We start from the raw sequence: 12,219 nt of genomic DNA, 5'->3' as shown, positions 1-12,219 counted from the left end.
CATATATGGCGCAAGAGAAGGAACTTTCAATATTAATTTCACTGCCAATTAATGATCACTTATTGATTTATGAAAAAGATCTAATATAGCTTTTATTTTTGATGAAAAAAGCTGGTGCTTTATGCCCTCTTCAGTTTTTAAAACCTGCGCTGCCTTATTTTTCCTTTAGATTCAGAACAGCATTAAAAAATATAACAGCGTTCCGCTTTATCCGCTGTCTGTTATATTTTTTCTCTTCATTTTCTGTACCTACCTCTGGGCAGCATTGTCATGCAAGATCTTGACAATTATTCCAAGCAGGCAGTTTTCATGAAACGATCTATGCTTTTTTACGCGCGATGCGCGGGCAGCCTCAGGGCGCTTAACCGCCGGAGGGCCATGCGATGAGCCTCGGATTAACCGCGCTGGAGCTGGCCAGAATTCAGTTTGCCTTTACCGTCTCCTTTCACATTATTTTTCCTGCAACTTCCATTGGCTTAGCCTGCTTTCTCGCGCTGCTGGAATGGAAATGGCTGCGCACCCAAGACCCTGTCTATAAAGATTTATTCAAATACTGGATTAAGATTTTTGCAGTGGCTTTCGCCATGGGGGTGGTTTCAGGCGTGGTCATGGCCTATCAGTTCGGCACCAACTGGAGTGAATTTTCCCGGATTGCCGGAAGCGTTACCGGCCCGCTGCTGACCTATGAAGTGCTGAGCGCCTTTTTTCTCGAAGCCGGCTTTTTAGGCATTATGCTGTTCGGCTGGGGGCGCGTCAGCCCGAAAGCGCATTTCTTCGCCACGCTTATGGTGGCGGTCGGCACCTGCATTTCAATGTTCTGGATTTTATCCTCAAACAGCTGGATGCAGACCCCGCAGGGCTTTGCCATAGAAAACGGCATCATTGTCCCTGCAGACTGGTGGGCGATTGTCTTTAATCCATCTTTCCCCTACCGCTTCGCGCATATGGCTGCGGCGGCCTTTTTAGTGTCTTCGCTTCTGGTCGCGGGAACCGCCGCCTGGCATCTGCTGAAAGGCCGGCGCGATGAGCTGGTTAAAAAATCCTTTTCCATGGGCCTGTGGATGGTGCTCATCACCTCTTGCCTGCAAGTCGTGATTGGCGACCATCACGGGCTGAATACCTTAAAGCATCAGCCGGCAAAACTGGCCGCCATTGAGGGGCATTGGAATACCAACGAAGATCATGCCATGCCGCTGCTGCTGTTCGCCATTCCGGATATGGAAAAAGAGGCCAATGCAGCCGAAATCGGCATTCCCTATTTAGGCAGCCTGATTCTCACCCATACGCTGGACGGCAAAGTCACCGGCCTGAAAGACTTTGCGCCTGAAGACCGCCCGAATGTGCCCACCGTTTTCTGGAGTTTCCGCGTCATGGTCGGGCTGGGCATGCTGATGGTCCTGCTGTCTTTGACTGCGCTGTGGCTGCGCAAGAAAGGCGCGCTGTATGAAGCTTCATGGTTTCATAAATTCGCCCTAGTCATGGGGCCGACAGGCTATATCGCTCTGCTGGCCGGCTGGGTCACCACTGAAGTCGGGCGCCAGCCGTGGGTCGTTTACGGCGTGATCCGCACTCAGGATGGCCTGTCCCACAGCGTAACTGCAGATCAGGTCGGATTCAGCCTGATTGTTTTTGTGCTGGTCTATGCCGTGGTTTTCGGCAGCGGCATTTACTACATGCTCAGGCTGCTTAAAGCCGGCCCTGCATTTTCAAGCCATTCAGCGGCGCAGCGCGCCGGCCCGGGCCATTTTAAGACCCCATTGCGCCCGCTCAGCGCAGTGGATGAACCGATTGATGAAGCGGAAGCGGCTCAAAACAAGGAGAAACCGCATGATTGACCTCGCTTTAATTTGGGTGGGCATTATCGGCCTGGGTGTGCTCATCTATGTTGTGATGGATGGCTTTGATTTAGGGATCGGCATTCTGTTCCCCTTCATTTCAGACCCGCAGGAACGCGATGTGATGATGAACACCGTCGCGCCGGTGTGGGACGGCAATGAAACATGGATGGTGCTGGGCGGCGCAGGCCTGTTTGCAGCCTTTCCGCTGGTTTACGCCACCGTGCTCTCTGCCCTGTATATCCCGATTATTTTAATGGTGGTTGCGCTGATTTTCCGCGGGGTGGCTTTTGAATTCCGTTTCAAGGCCACGCGCACCAAATACCTGTGGGATCAGGCCTTTATCTGGGGATCAATTTTATCCAGCTTTTTCCAGGGCATGATTCTGGGCGCCTATATTCAGGGCATTCAAACCTCAAACGGCATTTACAGCGGCGGCGTGTGGGATTGGCTGACGCCGTTCTCTGTTTTCACTGGCATCGGCGTGGCCGCCATGTACGCCGCGCTTGGCTGCGGCTGGCTGATTTTAAAAACGGAAGCGGATTTGCAGCAGGCCATGTATAAGCTCATGCCTAAATTGCTGATTGCGCTGCTGATTATTTTCGGCGCGGTCAGCATCTATACCCCGCTGACGCATCCCGAAATTGCGCAGCGCTGGTTTGCGCTGCCGAATCTTCTGTACTTCAGTCCCGTGCCTGTTTTAGTTGCGCTTTTCAGCGGGCTGATTCTGCGCGCCTGCAGGCAGCAGCGCGATGCACAGCCCTTTATTTATACCCTTGCGCTGGTTTTTCTGGCCTTTAGCGGCTTTATTATCAGCCTGTGGCCCAACATTATTCCGCCGTCGGTTTCGATCTGGCAGGCCGCGGCGCCTGAATCCAGCCTGAAATTCACTTTAGTGGGCGCGGTGATTTTGATCCCAATTATTATCGCCTATACATTTTTTTCCTATTGGGTTTTCCGCGACAAAGTCCGCATTGGCGATGAAGGCTATCATTAACTCAGGAGGCATAGATGAAAAAATCTGCTGACCGGCTTAGCCCAGCATTATGGTTTATCTTATTATGGTGCTTAGGCTTCGCATCATTGGCCTTAATTGCAGGATTTTTCAGGCTGATGCTGAGCTTTGCTTATTGAAAAACCGCTATTCTGGAATTTCTTCCTTTGAAATGCATGGAGCGCTGAAGCCAGCCCTCCATGCTTCTGCATTTGAGCGTAACCGAATATGTATAAATCAGAACAGCTGGCACTGAGCCTGAAGCATTTGATTGAAAGCGGTTTCTGGAAGCCGCATGACAAGCTGCCGTCTTTGCGCCAGCAGGCGGAAGCGTCAGGGTTCAGCCTGATTACCGTGATGAACGCCTATCAGGAACTGGAAGCGCAGGGGCTGATTTATTCCAAAGCAAAATTAGGCTATTTCATTGCCGGAGATGCCCTGCCGGCTGTTTCCCATAGCGTGATCCTGAATGACAAAATAGAAATCAACTCTGCGGTTTTCAGGTATTTAAAATCCATCCAGTCAGAAAAAATCATTCCTTTCGGCAGCGCATTTCCGGACAGCCAGCTGCTGTACTCGGCCAAGCTGATGCAGACTTTAGGCCAGCGCGCCAAGCACCGCCTGAGCTATGAACAGATGCCCAGCCTGCCGCCGGGAAATCTGGAGTTAAGAAAGCTGATTGCGCAACGCTACTGTATGCAGGGCATTCCGACTGATCCCTCCGATATTGTCATTACTTCGGGCGGCCTGGATGCCTTAAATTTATCCCTGCAGGCCATGACCCAGCCTGGTGACTGTATTGTGCTGCAGGAAACGATTTTTTACGGTGCATGGCAGGCAGCCGAACACCTCGGCTTAAAAGTGATTACCATTCCGGAACACCCCGAACACGGCATTGATTTAGATGCATTTAAAAATGCCATTGCCCGCTATCCGGTCAAAGTCTGCCTGCTGATGCTGAACAGCCATAATCCGATTGGCTTTACGGTAAGCGATGAAATTAAGCTGCAACTGGCTCAGCTGCTGCATGCGCATGAAATCTATTTAATTGAAGATGACGTGTATGAAGAATTGTATTTTGACCATAAAAAGTCTTTATCAATGAAGTATTTTGATCAGCAGAATTTAGTGCTGCACTGCTCTTCATTTTCCAAGACTTTAGGCGCAGGCTTCCGGGTGGGCTGGGTCTATGCCGGAAAATTTTCAGAGCATATTCAGCACCTGCAGCTGATGAGCACGCTGTCGGTGAATTCCTTCATCCAGAATGCCTTGGCGGACTATTTGTCGCACCGCTATTATGAAAAGCATTTAAAAACGCTCCGCAATACCCTGAAGCGTTTAAAAAACCAATATTATCACTATTTATCCGCGCATCTGCCTGAAGGCTGCAGCATTGATTATTACCCTTCCGGCTATTTTTTATGGATTGCCCTGCCGGCGCAGATGGACAGCAATCTGATTTACCATCAGCTGCTGGAAAAAGGAATCAGCGTGGCTCCCGGCGCATTATTTTACCGCACCGATAAAAAGCACAATCATATCCGGGTGAACTGCTCATTTGAAATGACTGAAAAGATGCAGCAGGCACTGCATGGCTTAGTTCAATGCATTAAAGCCAGCCAGCTGTAGAAAAAAGCTTCCTATAAATGAAACATGCCGATTGGGATTTACGATCAGTAAATACGCGATCTGAACTGCCGCGCAAGCGGGAGGAAAAAGCGCAAGAATATTGATTACAGATCCCTCAAGGAATCCCCCGAATTTTGGAGAAACAAACTTAGCTCAAATTTAATCCGGCAGATACCGGTAAAAACCGCGCATTATTAGCTCAGATTTGAGCTAATAATGCGCTCCAGATTCGATAGATTTTATCTCTCTCTTAACGCTTCCTGCACTTTATTAAATGGCTTGATTAAATAATCCAGCACTGTTTTCGCGCCCGTTTTAATATCAACGGTCGCCACCATACCAGGAGTTATACTGAACTGTTTTCCGTCTTTATTGGTCAGCTTGTCTGAATCAGTGCGGATATATACCCGATAATAAAATTGGTCCTGCTTGACTTCATCGCGCAGTGTATCTGGCGAGATAACGGTAACTTTGCCTTTTAATCCGCCATAAATAGAATAATCATAAGCTGTAACTTTAACTAAAGCTTCCTGTTCTGGGCGGATAAATGCAATATCACGCGGGGAAATACGCGCTTCAACGACAAGCTGCTCATCCAAAGGGACAATCGTCATCAGTTTCCCATTTTGAGAAATCACCCCGCCTAATGTCATCACGTCAATTTCTTTGACAATACCGCGTACTGGCGATTTAAAAACCGTACGGCTTAACGTATCTGACTTACCCTTCACAACTTGGGACTGGGTTTCTATGTCCGTATTGGCTTTGGCTAATTCTTCACGCGATTTGACCAAATATTGATTCCGAACATCATTCATTTGATTGCGTAAATCAGTTGCTTGCCGTTTTAATCTTAAAACTTCAACTTCACTCGCAGCGCCTTTCGCAACCAACGGTTCAGTCATTTTTAATTCTTGCTCTACTAAAGTTAATGCCTGCTTTAAACCCGCTAAAGATTCCTCTAAATTAGAACGGCGCGAATGGTACAGCGCTGTTTCTTCATTGACCAGCGCCGGCTCTTTCAAGACTTCTGCCGGGAATTTCAAAGATGCGCCATTCACTTCGGCGCGCAGGCGCGCTGCTGTCGCTTTTGAAGCCAGCAATAAAGACTCGGACTCCCCAACATTGGATGCAAAACGGGTCGGATCAAGCTGCGCAAGAACTTGCCCCTGCTGAACAACCTCACCTTCGCGTACATTCAATTTAGTCAAAATCCCGCCTTCAAGCGACTGTATAATCTGCTCTTTTGAAGATGGAACGACTTTTCCTGTTCCTGTTGATACTTCTTCGAGCTTAAATAGCCAAGCCCAAGCCAGCAAAACCAGCAAACCGATACAGATAATCCAGATGAATAAGCTGGCTTTCGGCAAAGGCGGTTCTAATTCTTGCAATTTGACCTGCTTATTTTGATGCTGACTCATTATGCTGCCCCTGCCTGATTTGATGTTGACTGCTGCAATATCTGTTCCTTTGGTCCATCCATGACAATCTTGCCGTCATGAAGCACAATTATGCGGTCCACCAGCTCCAGTACAGCGCGGCGATGTGTTGCGATCACTAAGGTTTTTTGACCTAACCAGCCTTTTAACTGCTGAATCAGCTGCTGTTCAGACACATCATCCAGCGAGGCGGTAGGCTCATCCAGCAGCACAATGCTTGGCTGACGCAGCAGCAGCCGCGCCAGCAGCAAGGCCTGGCGCTGCCCTCCAGAAAAGCCTGCCCCCCCTTCTAAAACCTGGTGATCCAAACCTTCTTTTTTTTCCTGTACAAAATCTAAAGCACCCGTAATCTTCAGCGCCTCTAAAATCTCCTGATCTGTCGCCAGAGGCGCTCCTAATTTCAGATTTTCCCGGACAGAGCCAAAGAATAAGTGCGCATTCTGATTCAGCAGCCCCATATCGCGCCGTACATCCGATGGATCAATCAGCCCCAGATCAACACCGTCCAGCTTAATTTTCCCCTGTACCGGCTCCTGCATGCCTGACAGCAATTGCAGCAAAGTCGATTTGCCTGCACCGTTGCGCCCTAAAACTGCGATTTTTTCACCCGCTTTAATCTCAAGCTTTTGAATAGCTAAAGTTGGCTTCGCATCATTCTGGCTGTATTTAAATACCGTGCCATTCAGTTCATAATGCCCAAGCAATGCAGGACGGTGAATCAAATGAGAATGAGGCGGCTGATCAACTGGCTTTTTCATCAGCTCATCCAGACTGGTTTTCGCAACTTTCGCCTGCTGCAAACGGCCTAATACACCTGAAATTTGCGCAATAGGCCCCAGCATCCGTGAAGAAAGAATTGAACAGGCAACCAGCGCGCCTGTGGTCATTTCACCTTTCATCACGGCAAAACAGCCAACCAAGACCACAATTGCAAAAGTTAAGCCCTGAATTTTTTGTGTCCATGCAGTCATCACGCCGACCAGCTTGCGCTGGCGCATCGAAATATCCGAAGAGACTTCATTCATATGATTCCACTGGTTTTGAAAGCGTGATTCTGCCCGCAGCAGCTTAATGTCTTCAATCCCTTGAACCGCTTCAACCAGCGTAGCATTGCGGATCGCGCCTTCACGCATTCCTTCAGATGCCAGTTTCGCCAATGGTTTCTGAATCAAAATGCCGGGAAGAATCATCAGCGGCACCACCAGCACCATGACCCAAAACAGATGGCCGCCAATGAGCCAAAAAATTGCCAGGAATAAAAAGAAAAATGGCAAGTCAGCAATTGCAGATATGGTCGTTGAGGTCACCAGTTCGCGCACGCCTTCCAGTTCACGAATTTGTGAAATAAAAGTGCCTGTCGATTTGGAGCGCTCTTTATTCTTTATTCTTAAGGCATGGCCGAATACCCGGTCTGAAATCGTTAAATCGGCGCGCTTTCCAATAATGTCAGATAAATAAATGCGGGCTACACGCAGGCTGAATTCAAAAATAGCGGCGATCAGCACACCGCCAGCCAGCACCCATAAAGTAGGAACTGACTGGGCAGGAATGACCCTGTCATAAACATTCATTGAGAACAGAATGGTCGCTAATGCCAATATATTTGCCATTAATGAAGCAAACATCACATCCAGATAGCGCTTCCAATCCCGCAATACAATTGACCAGAACCAGCTTGCCTCATAAGGTTTTACATATTCATCAATGCGTACATCCGGTACAGATTTTTCCGGACGCAGAATATAAACATTCGCCACATTTTGTATGAGCATATCCTGCGTTAAAGTTTGCGCCAATCCCTGATCACCGCTGAACTGAATACTGGCATTCCCCGAAGCGTCAATTTTATCCAGCACTCCAACCTGCCCATCCTGCATTTCAATTATCATTGGCAAACGCCAAGGGCTGAGCGCTTCTGCGCTAAATGCCGCCTTACGCAGGTTCATGCCAATTTGGCGGGTAACGGTGGCCAGAATATCGTCAACAGTCTGGTTCGGATTCCAGTCCAGCTGAAGGCGGATGCGCTCTTCAGATGGCTCTATCCGGTAATGTTTTGCAACAGTTAAGACGGCTTGAAGCCATGGCTGATAGTTGATTATAGTGCTCATGGCTGAATCTCAAACCCTTGAATAGAGGTATCGTTTAAATGATAAAGTTCCCGGGAACGGCCTGTTACTTTAATATACTGCATCAAGCCGGAGTAAATATCGTATCTGGCGGTTTCTATTTCCTGCGCCGCGCTGTGAATCGCCTGTTCTGAATTCAACAGATCGACCACTGTGCGCGTGCCTAATTTATACTGCTCCTGATACAGTTCTTTTGTCCGCGCTGTCGTTTCTTTTCTGAGCGCTAAAATTTCCATTTGCTTTTGCTTATTTTCAACTTGTTCACGGATCAGCCGCACCTGATCTAAGACATCCAGATATACTGTATTAACTTGGGCTTTAGCCGCTTCCTCTGCATAGCTGGCTGAACGCAGCTTCGAACGCACAGCGCCGCCCTGAAAAAAGTTGCTGGTCGCTTCCAGCATAATAGAATTATACAGGCCATCATCTTCATTATTATTGGGATTCCTGCCATTCAGCGCCTGGCTTAAACTGCCTTTAATATTGATTGTCGGATAAGCGCTTAAGCTGGTTTGCTCTTTTTGAAATTTTGCAACTTGTACGGCAGCTTGGGCTGCCATCATTTCTGGAATTTGAGTGAATTCGGGTTCTGTGTACAGGCCGGCGTTGCGGACAACACTGTCTGGAATACTTAATTGCATATTTGCAACGTCATATCCTAATAAAGTGCGCAATTTTTGCTGATACTGCTTGAGCTGCGTTTCCTGAATCAGCTTATTGGATTCAGCAGCTTCTAAATTGGACTTTGCCTGTATCGGATCAGCCTGGCTGCTGATGCCTGCATTTGCACGCAAATTTGCAATTTCAGCAATGCGCGCAATGCCTTTAATTTGCTGATCTGCGATGCGCACTATTTCTTTATAGCGGTTAATATTAATAATGGCATTTGCAGTTTGAAAAGCAATGTCATCAATACTCACCAGCGCATTTGCCTGCTCCTGCAACAATCTCGCCTCTTCGACATTGACTGAACTTTTAATTTTGCCAAAGTCATATAACACTTGCGTAGCCGATAAGGTATAAAGCTGCCGGCCGCGCTCCCCCGAGGTCAAATCGGCAGTGCTGATGCCGCCTGAAATTTGCGGATAGTATTGCGCCTTAGCGGCGTCAATGTTTGCACTCTGCCCTGCTATACTTGCAATGCTTCGGGAAATTTCGGGCCGCCGCTGTAAAGCCTGATGGATGGCTTCCATCATATTCAATTCATGAATGGAGTAACCTGAGCCTGTCGGAACAGCCGTTACCGCTCTGTCACGCGGCGGCTGGACTGAGCTTACAACGACTGGCAGCGCTTCTTGCATCTGCTGCGTATCCAGCGGAAAATTGCTTAGCGCCTGAATGCTCACTTGATTGAAATTAGCTGGCTGCGGTGCAAAGAGATGGCTCATTCCCTTCTTGGCAGAGTTTAAATAGCCTTTTGGCGCTTCTGCATGCACAAGGGTGATAGGTGCGGATATAGGCAAAAATAAAATCAGCCATATTTTTGATTTCATTAAATTCATGGTTTAGGCATCGGGTAAATACATACCGTATGAGTATCAAAAGATGTCGAATAACATCCTTAGTTTATAGCAACATCCATTGCAGTTTTAAATACATATTTTTAAATGCATTATTTAAAAAAATCCAATGGAAGAAAAATTGGAATTCACAATGGATAAAGGGAGCGGCATGCTCTGCACACCGCTCCCAGCATGAGGGATCAGCCCGAAAGCCAATCCGTCAAAGATCTATTAACCAATAATGATTTGGTTATTATTCAGCAAGTCTTGCAAGCTTAAGTTTGTTTTACCTTCAATTACCAGTAAATCAGACATTACCGTACCGCCTACAGTACCATCACGGTCAACTTTAACCACAGTATTGCCTAGGCCATCATTTGCAACAGAGATGAACGCGCCAACCTTGCCCGCATTGCTTAGATCGCTAGATAATAAGCCGTTAAAGAATCCTGTACCGAACTCGATCTTATCATTGGCTTCGTAGTCTACCCAGGTATCCTTGCCATTACCGCCCGTCGCATCTGCAGCATTCAGCACATCAAACATAATGGTATCGTCACCGCGGCCTGTGGAAATAATGTCATTTCCTGAACCGCCATAAACCTTGTCATTGCCCGCGCCTGCAATAATGATGTCATCTCCGGAACCGCCATAGATGGAATCACTACCGCCTTTGGTTGCTAAGTCAATCGCATCAGCATCAATGAATTTTTTGTAATTGGCTTTTACATACTCATAAACCTGCTGCTGCGTTGGCTCTGCGCCACTTGTCACTGTCGCTTTCAGATAAGCTGTCAGTTTTGAATAACCTGAATACTTTGGATACTGAAGCGGGTCATATCCAGTCCATGTCAGGTGATCTGTGTTCATCGCATCGCCAAACAGGATGTCTGCGCCTGCACCGCCTTTCACAGTATCATTTCCGACATCTGCAGGAACAAAGTTTTCAGAACCGCCAATCAGGTAAGCGATCAGTTTTGATGCATCTGCAATCGCTTTAGCCGTACCATGATTAGAATCACCATTCCAAGTACCAGGAAGCTTATTGCCGCTGATATCGGTATTGTCATAACGCGAAACCGTAGAATCTTGAATAGAGCTACTCACCCCGACAGCAAAGACTTTACTCTGCGCAGCTAATGGACTAAAAGCAGAATCAAGCGTTGCTTGTGTGCTGCTTGGTTCACCGTCAGTAACATAGTAAGTCTGATTTTCAAAACCAGGAGTTGATATGCCATTAAACCAGTTAACAGCTTTGTTAAAGCCAAACTCTGGATAAGTACCGCCATCTGCTTGCAAGCCATCTGTTTTTCCCGTACCAATATAAGTAAAAATTTCATCTATATTGGCAGCGGTTACATCCATGAAAACTTTATTGTAATTATTGCCACCCCGGCCATCTGACGAGAAAGATGCTATCTGCAAATTAATGACACCGTCATGATCTCCCATTTGCTGAATAAAGGCTTTTAAGCCTTTTTTGGCAATTTCAAGGCGTGATTGGCCTACTGGCGGGCTTCCTGCTCCATTCATTGCCCATGTCATACTTCCGGACAAGTCTAGAACAATAGATACGTTATAGTCTTTTCCTGTAACAAAGTTGGTTTTTAAACCGCCGATATCGCCAGCCAAAATATCATTGCCCGAAGTGCCTGTTACAGTATTATCGCCATTATTGACGTTTGTCCCAGGATCCGCTTTCACCACAGGGCTTAACTGATCATCCGCTTGCTGTACTTTGCCGTTACGGTCATTTACGGTTGCAATGACATCCGCGGCATTGCCTTCTGTAGGGCTTAAAGTGTAGCTATAGTCACCATTAGCATCCGTTGGAACTGTTTTGGTAAATATAAGCGTTTCACCATTTCCATCAATGCTGGTAATGTTTAAAGTTACTGTACTGTTCGGCTCAACATCCGTTGTTTTTCCCGCAATCTTAGTACTGTCAATATCATTGATATCAACCGTGATCTTGCCTGCAACAAGGTCTAGGCCGCCCTGGTCCGGCGTATCCGGATCGCTGTCATGGTCAACTTTTCCTGCAACTGTATCTGTTGCCACAGGCACAGCTCGGCCGTTGCGGTCGGTGGTGCTGGCCACAACCGTAACCGCCGAGCCTTCCGCAATGCCGTCCGCAGGCGTCAGCGCGGAGCTGTAGCTGCCGCTGCCGTCAGTCTTGACGGTCTTCGTCACCGTCACATCGCCGCCGGCCGCGTTCTTGCCGGTGATCGTCAATACCACATCGGTATTCGGCGCAACGTCCGTTGTGCCGCCCGTGATGGCGCCTTTATCGGTGATGTCCACCGTGATCGCGCCCGCAACAAGGTCGATGCCGCCCTGGTCCGGCGTGCCCGGATTGCCGTCATGGTCGGCCTTGCCCGCAACCGCATCGGTTGCAGGAGGCACAGCCTTGCCGTTGCGGTCGGTGGTGCTGGCCACAACCGTAACCGCCGAGCCTTCCGCAATGCCGTCCGCCGGCGTCAGCGCGGAGCTGTAGTTGCCGCTGCCGTCAGTCTTGACGGTTTTAGTTACCGTCACATCGCCGCCGGCCGCGTTCTTGCCGGTGATCGTCAATACCACATCGGTATTCGGCGCAACGTCCGTTGTGCCGCCCGTGATGGCGCCTTTATCGGTGATGTCCACCGTGATCGCGCCCGCAACAAGGTCGATGCCGCCCTGGTCAGGCGTGCCCGG

Annotated in this window: 7 protein-coding genes; 3 read left to right on the top strand and 4 right to left on the bottom strand. The window is 48.3% G+C overall.

Translation table 11 applies throughout. The features are described 5' to 3' along the window. Positions 1-383: 383 nt before the first annotated feature. The 3 genes from RSA72_RS12090 (at position 384) to RSA72_RS12075 (ending at position 4,458) form a co-directional block, all read left to right on the top strand. On the top strand, positions 384-1,835 hold the full coding sequence (locus tag RSA72_RS12090) for a cytochrome ubiquinol oxidase subunit I (RefSeq protein WP_332623298.1): 1,452 nt from the start codon (positions 384-386) through the stop codon (positions 1,833-1,835). Then, a complete protein-coding gene (cydB, locus tag RSA72_RS12085) occupies positions 1,828-2,832 on the top strand; it encodes a cytochrome d ubiquinol oxidase subunit II (protein WP_332623300.1) in 1,005 nt (334 codons plus the stop codon). Before RSA72_RS12090 ends, cydB begins: the two co-directional genes overlap by 8 nt. A gap of 225 nt (positions 2,833-3,057) precedes the next feature. Then, on the top strand, positions 3,058-4,458 hold the full coding sequence (locus tag RSA72_RS12075; RefSeq protein WP_332623302.1) for an aminotransferase-like domain-containing protein: 1,401 nt from the start codon (positions 3,058-3,060) through the stop codon (positions 4,456-4,458). Positions 4,459-4,697: 239 nt separating this feature from the next. Here RSA72_RS12075 and RSA72_RS12070 read toward each other — a convergent pair whose 3' ends face one another. The 4 genes from RSA72_RS12070 to RSA72_RS12055 all read right to left on the bottom strand — a co-directional run. Next, positions 4,698-5,879: an HlyD family efflux transporter periplasmic adaptor subunit gene (locus tag RSA72_RS12070; RefSeq protein WP_332623303.1), complete on the bottom strand. Its 1,182-nt coding sequence runs from the start codon at positions 5,877-5,879 to the stop codon at positions 4,698-4,700. After that, on the bottom strand, positions 5,879-8,005 hold the full coding sequence (locus RSA72_RS12065) for a type I secretion system permease/ATPase (protein WP_332623304.1): 2,127 nt from the start codon (positions 8,003-8,005) through the stop codon (positions 5,879-5,881). The genes RSA72_RS12070 and RSA72_RS12065 overlap by 1 nt, the downstream gene beginning before the upstream one ends. Then, positions 8,002-9,525, bottom strand: a complete 1,524-nt coding sequence (locus RSA72_RS12060) for a TolC family protein (protein ID WP_332623305.1) — start codon at positions 9,523-9,525, stop codon at positions 8,002-8,004. Before RSA72_RS12060 ends, RSA72_RS12065 begins: the two co-directional genes overlap by 4 nt. A 231-nt stretch (positions 9,526-9,756) precedes the next feature. Beyond that, positions 9,757-12,219 (bottom strand): beta strand repeat-containing protein (locus RSA72_RS12055; RefSeq protein ID WP_332633233.1); only part of this gene is annotated, 2,463 nt, incomplete at its 5' end.

Origin of the sequence: Acinetobacter sp. (genome assembly GCF_036659555.1) — a bacterium.
GTDB lineage: Bacteria > Pseudomonadota > Gammaproteobacteria > Pseudomonadales > Moraxellaceae > Acinetobacter.
The sequence above is the reverse complement of the archived record's forward strand: the minus strand, read 5'-3'. Positions and strand labels throughout refer to the sequence as shown.

What these genes read in the sequence shown, in the direction of transcription:
- RSA72_RS12090 (WP_332623298.1), top strand. Translation starts at nt 384, where the DNA reads ATGAGCCTCGGATTAACCGCGCTGGAGCTGGCCAGAATTCAGTTTGCC.
- cydB (WP_332623300.1), top strand. Translation starts at nt 1,828, where the DNA reads ATGATTGACCTCGCTTTAATTTGGGTGGGCATTATCGGCCTGGGTGTG.
- RSA72_RS12075 (WP_332623302.1), top strand. Translation starts at nt 3,058, where the DNA reads ATGTATAAATCAGAACAGCTGGCACTGAGCCTGAAGCATTTGATTGAA.
- RSA72_RS12070 (WP_332623303.1), bottom strand. Translation starts at nt 5,879, where the DNA reads ATGAGTCAGCATCAAAATAAGCAGGTCAAATTGCAAGAATTAGAACCG.
- RSA72_RS12065 (WP_332623304.1), bottom strand. Translation starts at nt 8,005, where the DNA reads ATGAGCACTATAATCAACTATCAGCCATGGCTTCAAGCCGTCTTAACT.
- RSA72_RS12060 (WP_332623305.1), bottom strand. Translation starts at nt 9,525, where the DNA reads ATGAATTTAATGAAATCAAAAATATGGCTGATTTTATTTTTGCCTATA.